15 protein-coding genes are annotated in these 24,160 nt (G+C 37.2%); 8 read left to right on the top strand and 7 right to left on the bottom strand.

All coding sequences use genetic code 11. The features are described 5' to 3' along the window. Positions 1-8: 8 nt before the first annotated feature. The 3 genes from J0L69_10975 to J0L69_10965 all read right to left on the bottom strand — a co-directional run bounded on the left by J0L69_10975 (position 9) and on the right by J0L69_10965 (position 8,345). Positions 9-2,774, bottom strand: a complete 2,766-nt coding sequence (locus J0L69_10975; GenBank protein ID MBN8693711.1) for a T9SS type A sorting domain-containing protein — start codon at positions 2,772-2,774, stop codon at positions 9-11. Positions 2,775-2,866: 92 nt separating this feature from the next. Then, a complete protein-coding gene (locus J0L69_10970) occupies positions 2,867-5,593 on the bottom strand; it encodes a T9SS type A sorting domain-containing protein (GenBank protein MBN8693710.1) in 2,727 nt (908 codons plus the stop codon). Positions 5,594-5,603: 10 nt separating this feature from the next. Continuing rightward, positions 5,604-8,345 (bottom strand): T9SS type A sorting domain-containing protein, encoded by a 2,742-nt coding sequence (locus J0L69_10965; GenBank protein MBN8693709.1) that lies wholly within the window; start codon positions 8,343-8,345, stop codon positions 5,604-5,606. Positions 8,346-8,527: 182 nt separating this feature from the next. Here J0L69_10965 and thrS point away from each other — a divergent pair, with 182 nt between their 5' ends. The 4 genes from thrS to rplT all read left to right on the top strand — a co-directional run bounded on the left by thrS (position 8,528) and on the right by rplT (position 11,807). Further along, entirely contained in the window at positions 8,528-10,474 is a 1,947-nt protein-coding gene (gene thrS / locus J0L69_10960) for a threonine--tRNA ligase (GenBank protein ID MBN8693708.1), read from the top strand. A 15-nt stretch (positions 10,475-10,489) separates the two neighbouring features. Further along, on the top strand, positions 10,490-11,119 hold the full coding sequence (gene infC / locus J0L69_10955; protein MBN8693707.1) for a translation initiation factor IF-3: 630 nt from the start codon (positions 10,490-10,492) through the stop codon (positions 11,117-11,119). Positions 11,120-11,148: 29 nt separating this feature from the next. Continuing rightward, positions 11,149-11,349: a 50S ribosomal protein L35 gene (gene rpmI / locus J0L69_10950; protein ID MBN8693706.1), complete on the top strand. Its 201-nt coding sequence runs from the start codon at positions 11,149-11,151 to the stop codon at positions 11,347-11,349. A 113-nt stretch (positions 11,350-11,462) separates the two neighbouring features. Further along, the gene (gene rplT, locus J0L69_10945) at positions 11,463-11,807 is read left to right on the top strand and encodes a 50S ribosomal protein L20 (protein ID MBN8693705.1); all 345 of its coding nucleotides are present in this window, start codon (positions 11,463-11,465) and stop codon (positions 11,805-11,807) included. A 58-nt stretch (positions 11,808-11,865) separates the two neighbouring features. On the opposite strand, the gene J0L69_10940 is transcribed toward rplT, so the two are convergent. Further along, the gene (locus J0L69_10940; protein MBN8693704.1) at positions 11,866-15,015 is read right to left on the bottom strand and encodes a SpoIIE family protein phosphatase; all 3,150 of its coding nucleotides are present in this window, start codon (positions 15,013-15,015) and stop codon (positions 11,866-11,868) included. A 135-nt stretch (positions 15,016-15,150) separates the two neighbouring features. Here J0L69_10940 and J0L69_10935 point away from each other — a divergent pair, with 135 nt between their 5' ends. Continuing rightward, a complete protein-coding gene (locus J0L69_10935) occupies positions 15,151-17,604 on the top strand; it encodes a T9SS type A sorting domain-containing protein (protein MBN8693703.1) in 2,454 nt (817 codons plus the stop codon). Positions 17,605-17,703: 99 nt separating this feature from the next. After that, positions 17,704-18,411 (top strand): (d)CMP kinase, encoded by a 708-nt coding sequence (locus tag J0L69_10930; protein MBN8693702.1) that lies wholly within the window; start codon positions 17,704-17,706, stop codon positions 18,409-18,411. Here J0L69_10930 and J0L69_10925 read toward each other — a convergent pair whose 3' ends face one another. Both J0L69_10925 and J0L69_10920 read right to left on the bottom strand, forming a co-directional pair. Continuing rightward, positions 18,412-20,511 carry a T9SS type A sorting domain-containing protein gene (locus J0L69_10925; protein MBN8693701.1) on the bottom strand — a complete coding sequence of 700 codons (2,100 nt, stop codon included), beginning with the start codon at positions 20,509-20,511 and terminating at the stop codon, positions 18,412-18,414. 53 nt (positions 20,512-20,564) lie between these two features. After that, on the bottom strand, positions 20,565-21,260 hold the full coding sequence (locus tag J0L69_10920) for a 16S rRNA (uracil(1498)-N(3))-methyltransferase (GenBank protein ID MBN8693700.1): 696 nt from the start codon (positions 21,258-21,260) through the stop codon (positions 20,565-20,567). A 69-nt stretch (positions 21,261-21,329) separates the two neighbouring features. Here J0L69_10920 and J0L69_10915 point away from each other — a divergent pair, with 69 nt between their 5' ends. Beyond that, the gene (locus J0L69_10915; GenBank protein ID MBN8693699.1) at positions 21,330-22,031 is read left to right on the top strand and encodes a DUF1275 domain-containing protein; all 702 of its coding nucleotides are present in this window, start codon (positions 21,330-21,332) and stop codon (positions 22,029-22,031) included. 62 nt (positions 22,032-22,093) lie between these two features. Then, positions 22,094-22,636: a Crp/Fnr family transcriptional regulator gene (locus J0L69_10910; GenBank protein MBN8693698.1), complete on the top strand. Its 543-nt coding sequence runs from the start codon at positions 22,094-22,096 to the stop codon at positions 22,634-22,636. A gap of 63 nt (positions 22,637-22,699) precedes the next feature. On the opposite strand, the gene fumC is transcribed toward J0L69_10910, so the two are convergent. Beyond that, positions 22,700-24,097, bottom strand: coding sequence for a class II fumarate hydratase (gene fumC, locus J0L69_10905; protein MBN8693697.1), 1,398 nt, complete (start codon positions 24,095-24,097; stop codon positions 22,700-22,702). Positions 24,098-24,160 lie beyond the last annotated feature (63 nt).

Raw genomic sequence — 24,160 nt, 5'->3', positions numbered from 1 at the left:
AAAGCGGACTATTGCTTAATGATTTTTTTAACAGCTTGGGCACCGTTTTGCCGTAAATGGATAAAGTAGACGCCTTGTGATAAATCTTTCACGTCAATAATGGTGGAGTAACCTTCAAATCGTTTACTGAAAATCGTTTTACCCATTACATCCTTAATACTCATTTCACATTTTTCTTCACGGGCTAATTTAATTTGAAGTTTTTCTTGTGTTGGATTAGGATAGACTTCAACTTCTAATATGGTAAGTTGATTTTCGCTAATGCCTATTGCCATGTTTGGAAGACATGTGGATTGAGTCCCGCTTTTATAAAATGTATTTATTTTCTGTACATCACTCAATAATTTATTCACCGCGCCAATATTATCATTTGCGTTGGTGCTATCTACCGACCAAACTTTAGCAAATTCAAATTCAACTTCAGATTTTGAATTTAGATTAAAAGCACCTGTTGCCATCATATTTCTACGGTCGCCTTTTGGATTTACATTATCCGACCAGATAGAGCACGGCATGCCGTTGTAAAATGTCCAGGGATATAAGAAACGTGTTGGCGTTGTGCCGCCATAACCATTTCCTCCGCACGTATAATATGAACTGTCACGCCAACGTGCATTCATGTAATTGAAAAATTCATAGGGTCCCGTAGGAGGGTGTGTAGGTGTTGGGTTAGGATTTATATTTGGATTATAATAAACAAATTCATCTAAAAGGCTCTCTTCATTCAATTCGTCAATCATCCCATCATTGTCATTATCTAATCCGTCATTCGGTGGAGCCGGGGGCCCCTTTAGAAAACATTTTCCGGTAGCGGGAGGGTAATTACCATAACCAATGATTCCGGTAACATTTTCATCTGTTCCGTCGGCATTGTATGAAAAACCTAAATTGGAACTCACATGGCAGCCCATGTAATCATCCAGATAATTTCCTAAATCCACATCATCAAACAAAGCGATTTTTACGTTGTGGTAGTTAAGATGACTTCTGTTAATGATACGATAGTTGTAAAAAGTAGTGTAGGCTAGTTCGTTTTTACCGTTTAAAAAATTCGGACAACCATACGCGTAAGCCATGCAATGTACTTCAATACCCATGGGCGCGCCTTTTGCTTCTGTGTGTGGAGCGAAATCATCATTAAAAATGAAATAAAGTGTTTGATCGCCTTTTATTCTTGGATAATCTCCACCTGTTAACGGGTCATAAATCCCATTTCCATTCATATCTACAAACGGTGCAAGGTTTCGTGAATATTTTCCATTACCATGTGCGGGCCATGTGATAATATCGATGGTTGGTGTATACGTATTATTGGCAATGTTGCCGTTCAAAAAGTTTGTTCTGAAATCATTAATGTCGTTGTAACTGATTTTCCATATTTTATCATAATTAATAAAAGTGTTCGTGTCACATAGCGCATTCACTGTGTCTAATGGTCCGGGCCAGAAATCGCAACCGCTTTGTCTGTATGTTTGAGCCGAAATATGTAATTGATTAGAGGCATCGAGTCCGCCAATCCAAAATGAATTGCAAAATCCCGCATTTGAGCCGCTTCCTTTTGGAACTTCGTATTTAGCATTTCCACTTCCACCTACGTCCCAAAACATATCGCCCCGGTTTGCAATTCCGGCACGCACACGATTAATGTCAAGGTATTTGTAGTTTTTATTAGTTACACCTTGTCCCGGCCCCTGAAAAGTAGTTTTATAATCGGAAGGTTTAAAGGAAAACATAAATTTTAAGAAGCCGCCTAAATGAACAAGTTGTTTGTTGGAGATATAAATTTCACCGTTCGGATCGTTTTCTAAAAAATCGCCAATGGTGTAATTGTTATTTGGGACATAATAGGCCTTATATTCAGTATTAGGTAATAACTCCAATAAACACCATGTTGAGTTACTGCCGGGGGTATTTGGACCGTAAGCTGTACAAGTGGCATAAATCATTGGCCCGTTATTAGGTCCCTGGCATATATCAAGACAATTAGTTGTTGGTGTGTTTACTCCAATGATATCAGAATATGTTGAAGAGGCGAGAGTAAAGTTGGAATTATCAAATTCAACCAAACCTTTGGAGACTGTGCCCAACCATTTTTTACTGAGGTTATCAATGAAAATGCAATTAATCTTGTTTGTTACAAAAGGAATTTGGTGAATGTTATAACTGGAATTGGTAAAACTTGTGTTAAAATTAACTTCAATAATTCGATTGTAATTTCCCAGCCATATTTGCGTAGCACTTTGTGATTTGATACAGTTAACCGTATCATTTGGTAATAAACCATTGGAAGTGTTGTAATTGGTGAAAACGCCGCCATTTAAGCGGGATAATCCATTTGTAGTTCCGATATAAACATTATTACCATTGCATTCTAGTGAAATAATATTGTTGGTTGGCAATCCATTGGCCGTTGTATAGCAAGTCCAGTTGGCACCGTCGTATTTCAGTAATCCGGCCGAAGTGCCTGCCCACACATTGCCCGTATTATCACATGCGATGGAGCTAATACGATTGTTGGGAATAACAGGTGTATTAGCAGTGTTGAAATAGGTCCAGAACCCGGTAATTTTATCGTAGCGTGCCAAAGCTGCAGGCGATGAAGCAAGCGAACTTGTAAATCCTATCCATTTGTTGCCGTTTTTATCAATCGCAATACAAGTTTCGGGTCCGGTAAGAAATGAAGACGAGGCACCGCCTAAATAAGCGTTCCAGCCATTTTGCGAAAAGAATGATTTCGAAAAAATCAGGAAGAATATGAATAAAGATTTTTTCATGTGTTGAGGAAGCTTATACTAAATTACAACAAAATCAGGCTTTAGGTAACGAAAATCATAAGTGGCTCACAATTTTAAATAAGTGGCAGCTTTTATTGTTTCACAAACTTTTTCACTACAATCTCATTGCTGTTAAAGTTAATGTTCAAAAAGTATACACCGGCGTTGAGTTCGTTGATATGTATGATACTTTGACTTAAACTATTGAGTTGACCACTTTTTATGTTTCTTCCCAATACATCTGTTATGTTGTAAGTACATTTTCCAAACTCAATATCGCTTTTGATTTGTATATAAGTTTGAGCAGGATTCGGATACAAATCAATCAAGTGTTTGATGCTTTCATTTTCCTTGATGTTTACTTTTTGTAAACAGTTTGGAATCGCGCCACTATAAAAGCTTTTTACTTTACGCGCATCCTGAATCAGTTTGTTTACACTGGCAATGTTTCTGTTGCTGGTTGCAGCGCTATCCACCGACCAAACCAAAGCCAATTCAAATTCAGTTTGTCCTTTGGACGGTAAATTAAAAGGACCGCTGCTTATATGATAAGTGCGATCAGATGGCCAATTGCCAGCACTGGATTCTGACCAGTTGCCCGCACACGGATTGTTTTGGTAATTCATCCATGGGAAAACAAATTTAGTTGGTGTTGTTCCGCCGTAGGCATTACCTCCGCAAGTGAAATTTGTACTATCATACCAGCGACCCTCCATGTAATTATGATACCTGTATGGATACTTTAAATGATTAGGCGGAAATTGGTAAATACCACCTGTAGAATGAGTAAAGGCGCTCATCAAGCATTTTTCTCCGGGTTCATCAATGATACTGTCGTGATCATTATCAATCAAATCTCCGGCAGTTGCCAATGGACCATTTAATACAATATGTCCGGTTGCAGGGGTGAATTTTTGATAGCCGTATGCACCACCATAGGTTTCATCCAGTGTGTCTGCATTATAAACAAATCCCAAATTATCATGTACGCTGCAACCAACATAATCATCAACATAATTCCCCAAATCCGGATCACTCCAATTTAAAATGTACATCTCGTGATAGTTATTGTTGCTCCGGTTAAAAATTTTATAATCGTAAAAAGTAGTATAAGCTAATTCGTTGCGGCCATTGATAATGTTCGGACAACCATAGGCATATGCCATGCAATGGATTTCAACACCCAATGGTAAACCTCCGCTCTCTGTATGATTGCCCAATTTATCATTGAATATAAAATAGAGGGCTTGGTCGCCTTTGATTTTAGGATAGTCACCGTGTTTCCAGTTATAAATACCGTCACCATTTACATCCACAAAGGGGGCTAAGTTTTTGGCTTTGTTTCCTGTTCCGTGAGCGGGCCAGTTCACCATGTCGGGAGTCGGTGTGTAGCTAAGCGGAACATTACCCAAATTAAATTGGGTAATGAAATTATTGATATCGGTATAACTTACCTTCCAGATATGATCGTAATTAAACGCGTTTAAGGTGTCGGCTTCACCGTTAAGCGTGTCCAATGCCCCAGGCCAAAAATCGCAACCTTTCATTCTGTATCTTTGAGCTGCTAAGTGGAGCTGATTCGATGCATCTAAACCACCAATCCAAAATGAATTGCACAAACCAGAATGTACGCCACTGCCTTTTGGTACTTCATACATAGGACTCCCTGCAGTAACGTCCCAATGCATGTCGCCGCGATTCATAATCTTTGCTTTTACCTGATTGATGTCAAGATTTTTGGCGTTATGTTGATTAATGATAAAATCATTATTCCTGAACGCTTCTAATTCCGAATAAAGTGTTTCATCAAAATTGATAAAATGAATGATTCCTTGATATAACATGGTAGATTGCAGGGATGCAATTAAAATTTTACCGGAAGCATTTGTAAATAGTGAACCTCGTAAATTAGTTCCTTTTTTAGGGTGAAAATAATTTATACGGTTGCCGGGTAATAATTCAACCAAAAAAGCATGACTTAGTGCGTTTTCTCCGATATACATTACTCCACCATTTGGACCTTTACATAAGCCTCCTTGGCCATAACCATTATAATTATTGTCGGGATACAAGTCTTTGAAGTAGGAGAAAATCCCTCCGCTGAATTTCGTTGGGCCATAGCTGCTTGTTAGCCATTTGTCACCATTGCTATCGATATAAAGATTAGAAAAATTAATACCTGTTGTAATTGTAGAAACAGCAGTGGTAAAACCCGTTGAAGTGAATGTAGGATTATACGTAAACTGCACGATGCTATTGGAGTTACAAGCCCAAATTGTATTGGGATTTTCTGCGCGTAAACTCCAAACTGAATTTGTAGGAAACAAGCCATTCGAGATATTGTAATTTGTGAAGTTGGTGCCGTCAAATCTGGATAAACCACGATTCGTTCCGATAAATAACATGTTACTGTTAAATTCTAACGAATAAATAACTGTATCCGGTAAACCATTCACAATTGTATAATTCGTAAAATTAGTACCGTCAAATTTTACCAGACCTCTCGTAGTGCCAATCCACATATTTCCCAAATTATCTTCTTTAAAACAATTCACAGAAATTGGTGCCGGTAGACTTGGAGTGTTTGTTTTGTTATAGATAGTCCAGGTTGTTGTAGTTGTATTATAAACAGAAACTATAACTGAGGCAGACAATGAAGCCTGATATCCCATCCAAACTTTACCGGAATTATCCTCGTAAATGCATCTTGATGGTAACGAGGAAGACGAAGGAATGGATGTGGAATAACTTGTAAAACCATTCTGCGAAAAGAATGATTTCGAAAAAATCAGGAAGAATATGAGTAAGTATTTTTTCATGGGTTTAAGTTTATTGCTTCACAAACTTTTTAATAGCTTTTTGGTTACTATTAAAGTTAAGATTCAAAAAGTAAATTCCCGCATTTAACTCGTTAATATTAATGGTACTCTGACTCAAATCACTCAGGTGTCCGGTTTTTATGGTACGTCCTGTTACATCCATTATACTGTAATCGCATTTTCCTAATTCCACATCACTTGAAATTTGCAGATAGGATTGCGCAGGATTTGGGTACAAGCCAATTAAATGATTAATACTTTCATTTTCTTTTATGCCAATATTAATTTTCTGTAAACAATTCGGAATTGGTCCGTTGTAAAAACTTCTTACTTTGCGCGCATCCTGAATCAGTTTGTTAGCACTGGCAATGTTTCTGTTGCTGGTTGCAGCACTATCCACCGACCAAACCAAAGCTACTTCAAATTCAGTTTGTCCTTTGGAGGGTAAATTAAACGGACCGCTGCTTACTATGTACCTTCGGTCTCCGGGAAGGTTACCGGCACTGAGTTCTGTCCAGTTAGTTGTACAAGGGTTGTTTTGGTAATTCATCCACGGGTACACAAATTTAGTTGGAGTTGTACCGCCAAACGCATTGCCTCCGCAGGTAAAACTGGTACTGTCTTTCCAATAGCCTCGCATATAATTATGAATGTGATATGGACTAGAAGGATTTGTAGTAGCTATAGGAAATGAACCAATGTTGTTATTGTAATAATTAAACACATTTAGTAAGCATCGTTCCCCCGGTTCGTCTATGATACTGTCGTTATCATTATCAATCAAATCTCCTGAAGTGGCAAGCGGACCTTTTAAAATAGTTCGACCGCAAGCGGGTGGATATAAATCATAACCTGAGGCACCAGAAAACCCACTATCATCTGCATCTGAGTTATAAATAAAACCTAAATTATCGTGTATGCTGCTTCCAATGTAATCATCCACGTAATTTCCTAAATCAGCATCGCTCCAGTGTGACACATACATATCGTGGTAATTATTATTACTGCGGTTATGAATTTTATAATCGTAAAAAGTGGTGTAGGCTAATTCATTGCGGCCATTGATGACATTCGGACAGCCATAAGCGTAAGCCATACAATGAATTTCTACGCCCAATGGTAAACCGCCGCTCTCCTGATGATTGCCTAGTTTATCATTAAAGATGAAATAGAGAGTTTGATCGCCTTTAATTTTCGGATAATCCCCTTGTTGCCAATTGTAAATGCCATCTCCGTTAACATCTACGAAAGGTGCTAAGTTTTTAGCTTTGTTTCCTGTACCGTGCGCGGGCCAGTTTACAATGTCAGGTGTTGGAGTATAAGTAAGAGGTACATTCCCAGCATTGAATTGTGTGATAAAATTATTGATATCTGTATAACTCACTTTCCAGATATGATCATAATTCAAGGCGCTCAATGTATCAGCTCCACCATTGATGGTGTCAAGTGGTCCTGGCCAAAAATCATTCCCGCTTTGTCGGTATGTTTGAGCAGCAATGTGTAATTGATTGGAAGCATCCAAGCCTCCTATCCATAAAGCAGATGCAAATTCAGAGCTTGGCCCATAGGGTAATACATTTGGAGTTGGAACCAAATAATTCGCAGTACCGTAGGCTGCAATATCCCAAAACATATCTCCTCTGTTGTATATACCCGTCTTAACGCGGTTGATATCGAGGAATTTATAATTGTTATTGGTAACCCCAATAGGGTTTTGATCGAATGCTTTAATCGCAGAGTAATTTGCTTTATCAAAAACAATGAAACTGGTAGTAGAAGCAGTGTTTATTGAATTTAGGAAATAAATTTTTCCGAAATAATTATAGAAGAATCTTAATGGCTTTAAATTCGAAGGCGGAGTATAATATTCTATTTTATTATTTGACAAGAACTCTGCTAAATAAGGATAATTTCCGTCATAAGTGCCTAAAACTAATGCTCCGTTATTCGGGCCTTTTACGATATTTCCAGCACTGCTAAATGTATTTGGAAGGTCAGGAAACATATTATTGAAATATGTAAAACCAGAGCTGTTATATTTAACTGGCCCATCGAAACCAGCTAACCACTTATTTCCAAAAGCATCTATGTAAACATCAGTAAAAATATTTGACGTTGGAGTTGCAACAGATATAGAATATGATGTTGATGTATAGGTTGAGTTAATATTGAATTCAACAAGTTGGTTTGAAGTAATAGTCCATAACTTATTTGGGTTCTCGGCTTTTATGGAATGAATTGTACCTATCGGAAAGAGAGAATTACCGGAATTGTAATTTGTAAAGACGCTACCATCATACCTTGATAACCCGCCATTAAAAGTACCTATGTAAAGCATATTGTTTACCCATTCAAGACTGTAAATGTAATTTGAAGGTAACCCATTGCCAATAGTAAAAGTGTAAAAGTTTGCGCCGTCATACTTAACCAATCCCAAATTGGTTCCTATCCACATATTTCCTAGATTATCCTCTTTAAAACATTTTACTACATTAGAAGGTAAAGCAGGCGTATTTGTTTTATTGTAGAAAGTCCAGGCAGTCGTTGTAGGATTATAAACTGCAAAAGCAACTGCACCTGTGGCAACTGAAGTATATCCAATCCACACTTTACCGGCATTGTCTACATAAATACAGTTTTGAGTGGATGGTGGTGCACCTGCCGGAAGTACAGTAGAGTAGGTGGTAAAACCATTCTGGCTTATTACCAATTTCGCTGAAACCAATAATAAAAGGAGTAGAAGTTTTCTCATATAAGGATGGTTTAAAGATTGTTCTTATACAATTATACTTTGGTTTTTATTAGAAGTTATAGCAGTTCTAATATATGGTTAGGTATTTCAAATAAGTGGTTGTTTTGTTGATGTCTGTTTCCTAAAATATATTATCTTTGTTACCCTAAATTTAAACCCACGTTGTAAGTGGGGCCAACATTATGATTAAAGTAACACTACCAGATGGTTCCGTTCGCGAATATCCTAAAGGAACCACCTCTATGCAAGTAGCATTGAGCATCAGCGAAGGTTTAGCACGCAATGTATTATCGGCAAAAGTTAACGGAGAAGTATGGGATGCTTCACGTCCGCTCAACTCCGATTGTACCTTAAGTTTATTAACGTGGAATGATGCCGAAGGAAAAGAAACCATGTGGCATAGCTCTGCGCATTTAATGGCAGAGGCTATTGAAAGCATTTTTCCGGGCGCAAAATTTGCCATCGGTCCTCCGGTTGAAAATGGTTTTTACTACGATATCGACTTCGGCGATAAAACATTTTCTACCGATCATCTCGAGCAAGTAGAGAAAAAAATGATGGAGCTTGCTTCCAAGAAAAATGAATACATCCGCAAGGAAGTTTCGAAAGCGGATGCAATAAAATATTTTACCGAAAAAGGAGATCCTTATAAATTGGAATTAATCGATGGCTTAGCCGACGGTTCCATTACTTTCTATACGCAAGGTGAATTCACCGATTTATGCCGCGGACCACACATTCCTAACACAGGTTTTATTAAAGCTGTAAAATTATTGCGCGTAGCCGGTGCTTATTGGCGCGGTGATGAAAAAAATAAACAGCTGACCCGTGTTTATGGTATCACCTTCCCAAAGGATAAGGAGTTAAAAGAATATTTAACCTTATTAGAAGAAGCAAAGAAACGCGATCACCGTAAATTAGGTAAGGAATTAGAGTTATTTACTTTTTCTGAGAAAGTAGGATTGGGTTTGCCATTATGGTTACCAAAAGGAGCCATGTTGCGTGAGCGTTTAATTCAGTTCATGCAAAAAGCGCAAACAAAGTCGGGGTATTTGCCGGTTGTTACGCCTCATATTGCATTGAAAGATTTATATGTGTGCTCAGGTCACTATGAAAAATATGGCGCTGATTCTTTTCAGCCTATCAATACTCCTCAGGAGGGCGAACAATTTTTCTTAAAACCAATGAATTGTCCGCACCACTGTGAAATTTATAAATCCTCTCCTAAATCCTATAAAGATTTACCGGTGCGTTTTGCTGAATTCGGAACTGTTTATCGTTACGAGCAACATGGTGAGTTGCACGGATTAACCCGTGTGCGCGGATTTACACAAGATGATGCGCACTTATTCGTTCGTCCGGATCAAGTGAAGGAAGAGTTTTGTAAAGTAATTGATTTGGTGTTGTATGTTTTCAATGCCTTAGATTTTAAAGATTACACCGCTCAAATATCTTTACGCGACCCTAACAACAAAACCAAGTATATTGGAAGCGATGAAAACTGGAATTTGGCTGAGCAGGCGATTATTGAAAGCGCAGCCGAAAAAGGTTTAAAAACCGTAGTGGAAGAGGGTGAAGCCGCGTTTTATGGTCCGAAATTAGACTTTATGGTGAAGGATGCCCTTGGCCGTAAGTGGCAATTGGGTACCATTCAGGTGGATTATAACCTTCCTGAGCGCTTCCAATTAGAGTATACTGGGTCTGATAATCAGAAACATAGACCTGTAATGATACACCGTGCGCCATTTGGCAGTTTGGAGCGATTCATTGCCGTTTTAATTGAGCATTGTGGTGGTAAGTTCCCGTTGTGGTTAACGCCTGATCAGGTAGCCATTTTACCAATCAGCGAAAAGTACAACGATTACGCTAAAAAAGTTTTAGGATTGCTAAATAATTCCGATATTCGCGGCCTTGTTGACGACCGCAACGAAAAGATTGGTAAGAAGATAAGGGACAATGAGATAAATAAGATTCCTTATATGTTAGTTGTAGGTGAAAAAGAAGAGGCGGAAGGAAAGGTTGCAGTTCGTGAACATGGTAAAGGCGATATTGGTGTAATGACCATTGAAGAGTTTGCCAAATTGATTAACACAACAATAGAAAACGATTTTAAACAAAAGTTAAACTAAAAAGCGGAGGTTACTATTAACGTCTTTAAAAAACCAACACCAAACCAAACTCCAGGCACGAATAAGCCGGGAGAAACTCCTTTTCAAAAACCAAGACCGAGAGGCTTAAAAGAAGGTTTTAAAAGGCCGGGTGTAAAAGAAGAACAACATAAAATTAACGAGCGAATTACAGCTCGTACAGTTCGTGTTGTTGGAGAAGATATCGAAGCGGGTGTTTATCCAATTGGAAAAGCATTAGAGATTGCCCGTGAAGCAGGCTTAGATTTAGTAGAAATCGCTCCTAACGTTGATCCGCCGGTTTGTAAAGTGATAGATTATGGTAAGTTTCTTTACGAGTTAAAGAAAAAGGCCAAGGAAATAAAAGCGAAAGCTGCAAAGGTTGTAGTAAAGGATATTCGTTTCGGACCACATACTGATGAGCATGATTACAATTTTAAAAAGAATCACGCTATCAAGTTTTTAAAAGACGGATGTAAAGTAAAAGCAATTGTAATGTTCCGCGGACGTGAGATTGTGTTTAAAGAACAAGGCGAATTATTGTTATTACGTTTTGCAAATGAATTAGAGGAGTTTGGTAAGGCAGAACAATTGCCGGTGTTAGAAGGAAAGAAAATGCAAATGGTAATTGCGCCAAAGAAAAAGTAAGTACTAATAAATAAATATAAAAAGAGAAAATGCCAAAAATGAAAACAAATTCCAGTGCTAAAAAGCGTTTCGCTTTCACTGGAACCGGTAAGATTAAAAGGAAGAAGGCTTTCAAAAACCACATCCTTACCAAGAAAGAAAAAGACCGTAAACGCGGTTTAGGTAAGATGGCGATTGTAAGTAAAGAAGACTTAGGTAACGTAAAAATGTTACTTTGCTTAGGTAAATAATCCAATTAAAATTATCGAGATCGGTTAATTAAAAAAACAAATGTTTAACCCGGATTTCAGTCAATAAGCTCAGAAAAACTGACACTGAATTCCAAAGTAAAAAAGAAAAGAAAATGCCACGTTCAGTCAATCACGAAGCCAGCAGGGCTCGCAGAAAAAAAATCCTAAACCTTACAAAAGGTTATTGGGGAGCAAGAGGTAATGTATGGACCATTGCTAAAAACACATTAGAAAAAGGTTTAATCTACGCTTACCGCGATCGTAAAGATAAAAAGCGCACTATGCGCGGTTTATGGATTCAGCGTATTAATGCCGGTGTTCGCGAACACGGTATGAGCTACTCTGAGTTTATCGGTAAATTAAATGCTAAAGGTTTAAAGTTAAATCGTAAGGTTTTAGCTGATTTAGCAATGAATCACCCGGAAGCTTTTAAAGCTGTAGTTAACTCAGTAAAATAATTTCACTATTTATTGGTACAAAAAGACCCCGACAGAAATGCCGGGGTTTTTTATTGATTTATAATTTGATTCCAATCACCAACAAGTCATCTACTTGTTCAAAATCTCCCATCCAGTTGATGATGTTTTCGCGCACCATTTTTTCTTGCTGATGCATCGGTAAATGGTTAATGCTAAGTAAATAGTTTTTGAAATTTTTACTCATGTATTTTTTACCGTCGCGGCCGCCAAATTGATCAGGATAACCGTCACTTGTAAGATACAATGAATCGCCTTCTTTCAACTTTAACACAGAGGCTTCATACTTAAAATTAAATTCCGTAAAGCTGGCAATACTTGCTTTTGTTGGTTTTAGTTCCTTTACTTCAGAATCTCCCGCTTCAATAATCCAGAGTTGGCGATTAGCGCCCGCATAAACAACTTCTTTGGTTTTTACATTTACTTTTATCAAACAAATTTCCATTCCGTCTTTGCTCTTTCCTTCACTTTGCTGACGTAATGTTTCTTTAATGCTGTTATTAGCTAAATAAAGAATTTTATCCGGCTGAGTAGATTCTCTTGTCGCGTCATTAAGTTTGTCCGAACAAATCATGCTCATAAATCCACCCGGTACGCCATGTCCGGTGCAATCGGCACATGCAATTAAAAATTCATCGGCGTTTATTTGTTTAAACCAATAAAAATCACCGCTTACAATATCTTTAGGCTTAAAGAAGATAAATAACTCTTTCCAAACTTTTTTAATTTCATTAATACTTGGCAAGATGGAATCTTGTATACCCTTAGCGTAATTGATACTATCGGTGATTTCTCGGTTTTTATGTTCAATCAATAATTTTTGCGCATTGATTTCTTTGGTTCTGTCGGTAATGATATTTTCGAGTTTAATATTTTGCTCACGCAAGCGCTTAAGATTAAGTTTTATTATGAGATAAATTAACGCGATTAGAGCGAGTATGTAAATGGTATAAGCCCACCAGGTACGATACCATGGCGGAAGAATCTGAAAATTTATTTTTATTTCTTGCCCTTCAATTCCCAAAATATTTTTCGATTTCACAATGAAAGTATAGTCACCTTCATGTAAATATTCTAAAATGATTTTTTTATTGTTTGAAAAGGCGCTGAATCCTGTATCGCGACCAACTAAGTAATATGAAAACAATAATTCGTTTTTGTCAATGTAATCAGAAGCGCCTAAACGAATCTCAATAGAGCTGTTATAACTTAACTGAACAGTATTAAGTTGAGTGAGTGGGTGAATGTTAAAGAAATGCAGAGTAGTGTCAGTGCCGAAGTTTAAATTATTAATAAATGTATTTAATCCGTATGATTTTGGTTTAATGCTAAGGTCATAGCAATATAAGCCATTGTTTGTTCCGATATAAATCAATGAATCACCTACACAAAATGATTTGGTATCAGATTCTTTAATACGCGAAAGTTGTGTGGGTTTAATCTTGAATTCATTACCCTTAAGCTCAAGACACATTAATGCTTCAGGTGCTTTTGGATCTGTTTTTAATTTTGCGGTCAACCATAATTCCTTGTCAATAGAAGCAGTTCTTGATATGCTGAATGTTTTGTTTAATCGTAATAAGCGTTCGTCAGGTTTTACGGTTATCGATTCGTTTTTGTTTGATATAGCGTAAATACCGGCATCTGTTACCACTAAAATTTCTTTGCCGTATTTAAACACATAATTTTCATTCAGACTAGGTAAGCCATTTTCCCTGGAGAGTAGTTTTAACTCAGACTTTTTTAAATTTTCATAATAAATTCCGTTTAAGGTAGTGCCCATGTACACATTGTCGTTATCTCCTTCAATTGTTCTGATATCTCCGTTGATTTCAAAGTTTTCATTAATGCTTTTAAATTTCTTTTGTTCAATCGTACCTCTTACAAATCCGGTTTCGGTGCCCAAATAAAGCGATTGAGTTGGCGAATGATAATAAATGGCATGAATAGCACTGGGTGTTTCATAAATTAAATCAAATGTTTTTCCATTATAGATATACAGTCCGTAATTAGTTCCGGCCAGTAAAAAATCATTCAGTTTGTATAAGCACCAGGAGGCTTCGGTTATATTGGTGTTTTCAAATTTTTGAGTAGAATTATTGTATGACAACAATCCTTTATCCGTAGCTAAAAATGCGCCGTCATTAAAAAATTCACATGATTCGATAGTGCCGATGATGCCTTCACTTTTTGTAAAACGTGTAATCGGACTATTAAACTCAATTAAACTAATACCCTTTGCAAGTGCCAGCCAAATGTGCCCTTGATTGTCATTGTAAATGTAGTTTACGCCATCGTCTTGTAGTGTGTTTCCGGTATTGATTTGATTAATCGGGTTGAAATTTTTATCTGTAATGAGCAAACCTCCACTTACAGAGCCAAATGCGAAATAGGAATTACCAATGGATTCTGCACAGTAAACTGTTTTTTCTGATAACCATGAATTGAGAGGAGAGTTGATCTTTTCAACGGTAGATAATTCAGGTAATACCTTATTGAAATTAAATTTGTATAGTGATTGTGGCGTTACAATATAATGGCAATTTTCGCCTTTGATAATTGCACGAACCGGATTCGCGTTATCTGCAAAAATATCTCCACCTTTCAGTAAAGTAAATTCGTTGCCGGCGGAAAGAATTTTTAATCCAACACCTTTTTCACGTAATATAAATTTATCTTCAATTTTAAAGAAAGTATGAAATCCTTCCTCTCCCGGAAAAATTGATTTTATGCTTTTGTAATTGTAGTCTAATATAACCTGGTTACTGCAAAAATAAACATGCCCTTTAAGAGTGATGATTGACCAAAAACGACCGAGATTTTTTATGGAATCTTTGTATAAATTTTTTAGCGACTCAAACTTGAATGCTCCGTTTTTGTTTTGAATGATTTTTCCGAAATCACCATCTCCGGCAATAAAAATATCTTCATTGGCATCTTTTCCGAGCGATAAACATAAAAATGGTAAACCATACTTATCCCATTCGGCACCGTTATTAACCAAAAAACCATCATTATTAGCAACAAAAACTCTACCATACATATCCTGTAGTATGCTGCGGTTTTGATCGGCTGCCTGATATTGCGACGGAAGATAATTATGTATGAAATAATTGCCTTTTTGTGCGTTAACCGTAAAGCCTGCAATCCATAGGAAAACGAATATTTTGAGTCTTGAAAAGTGAAGCATCTGCAATGAAGTATAAAAATAGATTTATTTTTTATAAAACGCTTCAAATGTTAAAATAACTTGTTAAGAATGTGAAATTTTACTCTTGCTTACAACGTATTTTTTATTAATTTTAATTATCAAAACTATACCCAAATGAAAAAAATATTACGCGTTCTTTTATCAATTTTATTTGTTAATCAACTGAATGCTCAATCCATTCCAAACGGTGGATTCGAGAGTTGGTCATCCACAACATATGAAAACCCTAACGGATTTCAAACCTCAAATCTTGAAATGAAAAATGGTTATCAGTTAGGAGTTAATGCCGTAAAAACTACCGATGCTCAAGCAGGTAATTTCGCCATAAAGCTTACAACCACGGCAGGGTTTTCAAATCCTAATTTTGCATATTTCGCGAATGGTAATCCAGGTGGATCAGGGGCAAGCGGAGGAATTCCTTATTCTCAAAAACCAACCGGTGTTCGTTTATATTATAAAAGTAATATTGTCGGAAACGATACTGCTTTGATAATGGTGATGTTTAAAAAAGCCGGAAGTTACATAGGACAATATTTATATAAGATATCAGCTTCGCAAAGCAATTATACTTTATTTAATCCAATCTTCACACCATCTTTAACTGTTGCGCCTGACACATTTATAGTGGCCGCCGCATCCAGTAACGCGTTTTTAAATTCTGGTTTTCAAATTGGTAATTCATTGCAAATTGATAATATTTCTTTTACCGGAGTTGTAACGCAACCCGCTAATTTTAATGGAAGTTTTGAAAACTGGACTTCATATCAATCTAATAAATTAAATGGTTGGTTTATGAGTTCTTCGGGGTCTTTTCAAAGAACAACTGATGCCTATTCCGGCAATTACGCATTGGAGTTACAGAGTATTGGTGCATCATTCTCCAATGGTCAAATGACACCAGGTCGTGCGCAAACCGGCACACCAACGCAATCGAATACAATTGGAGGACATCCTTACACAAACCAAATAGATACCTTAGTGTTTTACTACAAATATTTACCGGCTACACCAATGGACAGTGCGCGTATTAGTGTAACTTTCAAAAAGAATAATGTGCCTGTTGGAGGTTATGCGAATCTTATCGGTATTTCAGCTTCGTATAAAAAAGTTTCTATTCCGCATAATATTGCCGTTCCTTTAGATTCTGTGATGATAACCATTGAATCATCAAAATGGCCGATGCATGGATCTTATATCGGCTCAGATTTAAAAATAGATAACCTATATTTTGCTTCACAACGAATCCCTATTTCAGATTGTACAGTTCCTTTAACAGGTTGTGTTGGAGAGTCGGTGCAATTAATTGATGTTTCCGCTAATATGCCAAATGCCTGGGGTTGGATTATGCCGGGTGGAACTCCGGGCAGTTCAACTTCTCAACATCCAACCGTTATCTACAACACACCGGGTACTAAAACAATTACCATGATTTCCAGTAACCAATACGGATCAGGTATGCCAATTTCAAAAACTATTACCATTAATCCGGTTCCAAATGTGAGTGTAACATCTACCATCACGGCTTGTGGCGGAAGTAATATTGTTTTAACCGCTAGCGGTGCTACTACATATACCTGGAGTTTCGGAGCTACAACAGCAACCATTGCCTCTTCACCAAGCGTGACTACGGTTTATACGGTTACAGGTGCAACTAACGGTTGTACTAATACGGCAGTTGGAGTAGCATGGGTGCCGCAAACTCCAAAACCGGATATTTGCATGGTAACTGTAGATAGTTTAAATCAATATAATGAGATTTATTGGGATAAAACACAGTATCCTAACTTAGACTCCATGATTATTTATCGCGAAGTGATTTCTAATAACTATAAACGAATTGGCGCTGTTTCTAAAAATGCGTTGAGTATGTGGGTTGATACAGCAAGAAGCGTTGGTCCGTCTAACGGCGATCCTAATATTTCAACTTACCGTTATAAAATTCAGGTTCGTGATACGTGCGGGAATTATGGACCGAAAAGTAATTGGCATAATACTGTTTATTTTACGCATACAGGAAGTACATTTATCTGGACCAATAATTACATGATTGAAGGTCCTACGAACCCGGTACAAACTTATAGTTTATTGGTTTGTGTGAATCCAACAGTTTCTCCAACTTATTCGTTGGTTGGAACAACCACAGGAAATCAAAGCACATTAAATGATCCGTTTTATCATTTGTATTCTGCCACTGCCGATTGGCGCGTGGAAGCTGATTTAGGATATGTTTGTACGGCCACCCAAAAAATTATGGCAAGTAAATCCGCTACACGTTCACGTAGTAATATTCAGAATAATCGAATGATTGGCGTGAAGGAAAATGATTTAGCCACTGTTAGGATTTATCCAAACCCTACAAAAGATGTTGCACTTATACAACTGTTGCCAAGTAATGAAGCTATTCAAATTGAAGTTCACGATGTTTTAGGCAGATTGGTTCAATCCGATAAAATGGAAGCGGGCTTAAGCATGAAGGCTATAAATGTTTCGCAATTGACCAATGGAGTTTATACAATTCGTTTAGCGGGTTCTAATGCCACTAAGGTTGTGAAACTGGTTAAGGAATAATTATTTTTTACCTGAGTATATAAAAGCCCCTTTACACGGGGCTTTTTTTATGTGCAATATCACCTCCAAAATTTCACGAAAGATTAGTAAATTTACAGCATGCCCAAAATTACCATAGCCATTGATGGTTATTCCAGTTGTGGAAAGAGTACAATTGCAAAAGCATTAGCTCAGCGCTTAAATTATTCTTATATCGATACAGGTGCTATGTATAGGGCAGTAACTTTATACGCGCTCCGTCATGGATTAATTGATGCTAAAAGAAATATTGATAACGAAGCTTTAATCAAGGCACTTAAAAAAATAAAAGTTGATTTTAAGTTTAATACTCAATCGAAGGTTTCTGAAACTTTTTTAAATGATGAAAATGTAGAGCATGATATTCGGACCATGGAGGTTTCTGATAATGTGAGTAAAGTGAGTACGATTCATGAGGTGCGTGAAAAAATGGTGGCTCTACAACGTGAGATGGGAAAGAATAAGGGAGTAATTCTGGATGGTCGTGATATTGGTACAAATGTTTTTCCAAATGCCGAATTAAAATTATTCATGACAGCAGATAACGATATCCGTGCTCAGCGCCGTTTGGATGAATACAGTAGCAAAGGACAATATTTTACTTTGGAAGAAGTTAAATTGAACCTAAATAAACGTGATTACGAGGATACACACCGTAAAGAAAATCCTCTTACAAAAGCCAAGGATGCCATCGTCCTTGATAATACCGATTTAAATAAGGAACAGCAGTTAGAGTTTGTTCTCAAGTTAATTGCGGATATGCAGTTAACTAAAGATACTGTAGCTTAACTATTCAATCACCATTTTTCCTTGCTTTACAATTTTATTTTTCTGTTCAATTGAATAAAGATAAACGCCTTTTGTGATTTCGGTTTTAATACGATTCTCACCACGGTTTATTTTTTCTTTGTGAACCATCTGCCCCAATAAATTATATAAAACAAATTCAGCTTCTTCAAATGTAGAGCTCACATTAAAGCCTCCATTATTCGGATTTGGATATATCGCCTGATTCCATTCAGTGTCTTTTATCGAAGCAATTCCTGTACATGCTGATACACTTTGTGTAAGTACAGCAGTATTTGTACATCCACTTGTGTCAGTTCCGGTTACGGTATAAGTTGTTGTAACGCTCGGCGAAATGGCAATTACCGAACCAGTCGCGCTTGTATTCCATGCGTAAGTAAAAGCGCCATTAGCTGTAAGAGATACGGTTGAGCCTGCACAGATTAATGGGTTATCTGTGAAAATGGAAACAGTGGGAGTTGGGTTAATTGTTAGAGTAATTGGTGTTTGTCCTGTACAAGAAGAATTTTCAATGTAAAAAGTTTCAGTAGTAGATGCTCCGCTAACGGTAAATACCGGAGTTGCAAAAGCACTACCACTCGCTACAGCTACTGTAGATGTAGAGCTATACCAATTAATAGTTCCTGTAGTAGTGCTGGCAGCCGTTAGTGTTATGGAATTACCACTGCATAAAGATAAAGAGTTAGAAGCGTTTAAAAGTACGGGCGTACAAGGCGGACCAAACCTCCAAAGGTCATTCATGTTGTTTTGACTAGCACTAACTGCACTAAACCCGAGTCCGCCGAAAAGCCAAAAATAACCGTTAGTTGGCTTCCACCAAGTATTATAATATCGTGCACCCGGTGTTGTAAAAGGTGCAGGAATTGTCATAGCACCATAAATTCCGTTGGCGTTGGTGCTGTTCATTCCATGTTCCCAACTCCATTCGTCGGTAAAAATGTTATATCGAAACATATCGTTTAACCTTCCGGGTACTACACTATTCGCATATCCGGTTCCTCCAAACAACCATAGATTCCCTGTATTGTCTACCCAATCTGCAGCTCCAAATCTTCCACCCGGGGCAGTAGTTGGAGAAAAACTGTTTTTTGTGCCGTAATTTCCTTGTTGATTAACAAGATTTGTTCCTTGCTTCCACGTCCATGTATCAGTAGATATATTGTATTTCCATAAATCATTTAAGTAACCTTGAGTGCCGGAGGCAGGAAACCCACCACCACCATAAAGCCAAATATTTCCGTTGTTTTCAAACCAGCAGGCAGGGAATTCTCGACCACCAGGATTATTGCTTATAGAAGCAATTCCTTTAGTGCCATAATTTCCATATTGATTAATTACATTTGTTCCACTTACCCAAGCCCATTGATTTGTTGCAATGTTATATTTCCATAAGTCATTACAATTTCCGTTAATTGTTGTGGATGCTAATCCATATCCACCAAACAACCAAAGATTTCCTGATCCATCAATACATTTACCTGATCCATGTCTTGCTCCCGGAGTATTAGTAGAGGAAAATACATTCTTTGTGCCGTAATTTGAGGGGTCATCAATAATATTAGTACCGTGCATCCAGGTCCACTCATTAGTTGTTGGATTGTATCGCCATAAATCATTTAAACCGCCAATGCCTCCTGCCGCGGGAAATCCTTCACCACCAAACATCCAAAAATTCCCACTGGCATCCGTCCAATACATCATGAACTCACGCGCACCCGGCATATTCGTTGTGGAAGGAACACCAAGAGTTCCATAAATGCCATTTTGATTGGGTAAATTAGTTCCACCCATCCATGTCCAGTTACCTGTGCTTATAGTGTATATCCATAAATCATTTAACCAGCATAAAACTGTATTTGTTGTTACGCCCTCGCCGCCAAATAACCATAAATCACCATTGTTATCCACCCAAGTTGCAGCACCATGTCGCGCGCCGGGATTGTTGGAGGGAGAGGCAACACCCATGGTGCCATAGATTCCGGGTTTCGTTAAAGTATCTGTGCCTTTCATCCAAGTCCATTCTTGAGCTTGAATACTTTTTGAAATAAATAGTATCGATAGGAAAAAAATAAGTTTTTTCATTTGAATAAAGCTTTATCCAAATTTAGTAAAAATGAGAAAATAAACAAGTAAAATTAAAGGTGAATGATTGAGTAGGTGGATACAACGAATAATCCGGCAGTTTCAGTTCGCAATCGGTTTGGTCCTAATGAAATTTCAGAGAATCCTTCTGTTTTGGCTAAGTTGATTTCTTCTTGTGTAAAATCTCCTTCCGGACCAATCAACACCAGGCTTTTTCGATTGGTTAATTCAAAATCTTTGAGCGTTTTTTTATGATTCTCTTCGCAATGCGCTATAAATTTCAAATCAGCGTCTGATTTAATCACGTCATTAAAATTTGTTAGGCCGTTTATTTTTGGAATGTAGGCTTGCAGACTTTGTTTAACAGCACTCTCCGCTATTTTAATTAAGCGCTCTTCTTTAATAACAGTTCGTTCTGAATTTTTGCAGCGAACAAAAGTAATTTCATCAATACCGGTTTCAACAGCTTTCTCTACCATCCATTCCATGCGGTCGATGTTTTTGGTAGGAGCAATAGCAAGATGTAAATAATACGGATGCTTATTTTGTTGTTTTGGTCCTGATTGAATAGTAGCAATAGATTTTTTTTCATTCAACACTGATAATGTTCCCTCATAAAAATTTCCTAAACCATCAATGAGATGAATAGATTCTCCGGCTTTCATTCGTAGCACTTTGGTACAATGCCAGGATTCTTCGGGTGTCAGTTCGGCTAGTTGACCGTTAATATGTGCAATGAAAATATTCATGTCAACAAATTTATGCTAAATTTTGACTCAGCTCGCAAACATTCGTAAATTAGTTCTCGTATTCTCTCTATGTTTATTCACACCGGCAGTCAACGAACATTTAAGCACAATCTTCAGATTGCGTCGATTTTGTCGTTTGTAGCAGGCTTGGTTAATGTAACCGGTTTTTTATCCGTTGCCCAATTAACAACGAATGTTACAGGACATTTTGCGTTTTTTGTGGATGAGGTTTTTAAATTGAATTTTGCGAAGAGTTTTGTATACTTCCTATATATCTTTTTTTTCTTTTTGGGTTCATTCGTATCCAGTTTTGTAATCGAATGGAGTTTTAAAAACAAATACAACAAGAGTAATCTGATTCCGGCAATTACCGAAATTTTAATTTTATTTGCGATTCCACTGCTTGAAGGTAAAATGGTGAGTAGTTATCCTGATGTTATTGCTTGTAGTTTATTATTTGCAATGGGCTTACAAAATTCTTTTGTTACAACAATATCCAATGCCTCAGTAAGAACAACACATCTTACCGGTTTGTTTACTGATTTGGGAATAGAATTATCTCAGTTGTTTTTTTATAAATCAACCGAGCAGAGAAGAAAATTATTTTCTTCCATAAAACTTCGCCTAGCAATTATTAGTTTCTTTTTTGTAGGTGGATTAACAGGTGGTGTTTTTTATAATGCAGCCGGTATTAATTTATTATATTTAGGAGGAACTGTATTAATCGTTGGATTGCTTTACGATTATTTAAGTTCGGAAAAGAATAAGTAATTGTTCCTTTAGTTTAATTGAATTGTTAAATTTGATTGATAGAATTGAATCTGGTTTCCAAAATATCTGAATTAACGCATTTAAGTAATGAAGCGGCCGATTGGTTAAATGATAATCTCGTTGAACTTTCATTTAAAAAGAATGAAGAGGTATTACGTTCCGGTAAAGTTTGTAATCATCTGTTCTTTATTAAATCGGGAATGCTTTGCGGTTATTACTTATTAGAGAGTAAAGAAATTTGCAATTGGTTAGCTATTGAGGGTGATTTTGGAACCAGTTATTACAGTTTTATTTCACGCCAACCTTCTTATGAATCTATACAAAGTGTGGAAGAAACCACCGTGCAGGCAATTAGTTTTGAAAAAATAAACGAGTTGTATAATTTATTTCCGGAAACAGAGAGGGCAGGACGTTTAATTTTAGAGGAGTATTATTCTCGTTTGGAAGAACGTTTGATTTCCGTGCAGTTTAAATCGGCGAAAGAGCGTTATCAGTCACTTTTTAAAAACCGTCCCGAATTAATTAAGCGCGCACCTTTAGGAAGAATAGCCTCTTATTTGGGAATTACACAAGAAACTTTAAGTAGAATTAGAGCAGAGGTATAAAAAAAGGGAAGCAACGCTTCCCTTTTTGTAAGAATTAGTTCTCGACTTCGCTCGAACTGACAATTATTTCAAGCTTCCAATCATATCTTCGGGACGAACCCACTGATCGAATTGCTCGTTGGTTAAATATCCTAATTCAATGGCAGCTTCACGTAAAGTTTTATTTCCTTTGTGTGCTGTTTTAGCAATCTTCGCTGCTTTTTCGTAACCAATGTGCGTATTTAAAGCAGTTACCAACATTAATGAATTTTCTAAATGTTTTTTAATCTCCGGTAAATTAGCTTCAATACCATCGGCGCATTTTTCAGTAAAGCTTACACAAGCATCACCAATTAAGCGTGCGCTTTGTAAAACATTGGCTGCAATTAATGGTTTAAATACATTTAATTCAAAATGTCCCATGCTTCCGCCAACACTTACTGCTACATCGTTTCCAATAACCTGAGCACAAACCATCGTTAAAGCCTCCGGTTGTGTTGGATTTACTTTACCCGGCATAATAGATGAACCCGGTTCGTTATCAGGAATGATAATTTCTCCAATACCACAACGCGGTCCGGATGATAACATACGGATGTCATTCGCTACTTTCATTAAAGCGACAGCACTGCGTTTTAAAGCACCGCTTAATTCAACCATCGCATCGTGAGCAGCTAATGCTTCGAATTTATTTGGAGCAGTCACAAAAGGTAATTTAGTTAACTCGGCAATTTTCTTAGCCACTAAAACATCGTAACCTTTTGGCGTATTTAATCCGGTTCCTACCGCTGTTCCGCCTAAGGCTAATTCTTTCACGGCTTCTAATGCATTTTTTAATGCACGAATGCTCATGTTGATTTGTTGAACGTATCCGCTAAATTCTTGTCCTAACGATAATGGAGTAGCGTCCATAAAGTGAGTACGACCTGTTTTGATAATGCTTTCGAATGCTTTTGCTTTCTTTTGTAAGCTGTCGCGTAAGCGTTCCATGCCAGGAATAGTAATTTCCACCACTTGTTTATAGGCCGCAATATGCATAGCCGTTGGATAAGTATCATTACTACTTTGTGATTTGTTCACATCATCATTCGGGTGTAATATTTTTGGTTCGTCGGTTAATTGTCCGCCATTCATTACGTGCGCACGATATGCAATTACTTCATTGGCGTTCATGTTACTTTGCGTACCTGATCCGGTTTGCCAAATTACCAATGGAAACTGCTCATCTAATTTACCTGCGATAATTTCGTCGCAAGCTTTAGATATTAATTCACATTTTTCTTTACTTAACACGCCTAATTCATGATTTGCTAAAGCGGCTGCTTTTTTCAAATACCCGAAAGCATAAATAATTTCTTTTGGCATGCTTGCCTCAGGACCAATTTTAAAATTGTTTCGGCTACGCTCTGTTTGTGCGCCCCAATATACATGAGCCGGTACTTTTACCTCGCCCATGGTGTCTTTTTCTATTCTATAATCCATAGTTGCTGTTTTCATAATTATGATCTTTTGAATGGGTGAATTTACTGTTTTTTAATATTAAAT

This window comes from Bacteroidota bacterium, assembly GCA_017303905.1.
Taxonomy (GTDB): domain Bacteria; phylum Bacteroidota; class Bacteroidia; order B-17B0; family Aurantibacillaceae; genus JAHEYG01.
Note: the sequence above shows the minus strand (reverse complement) of the source record. Positions and strands in the feature narration are given on the sequence as shown.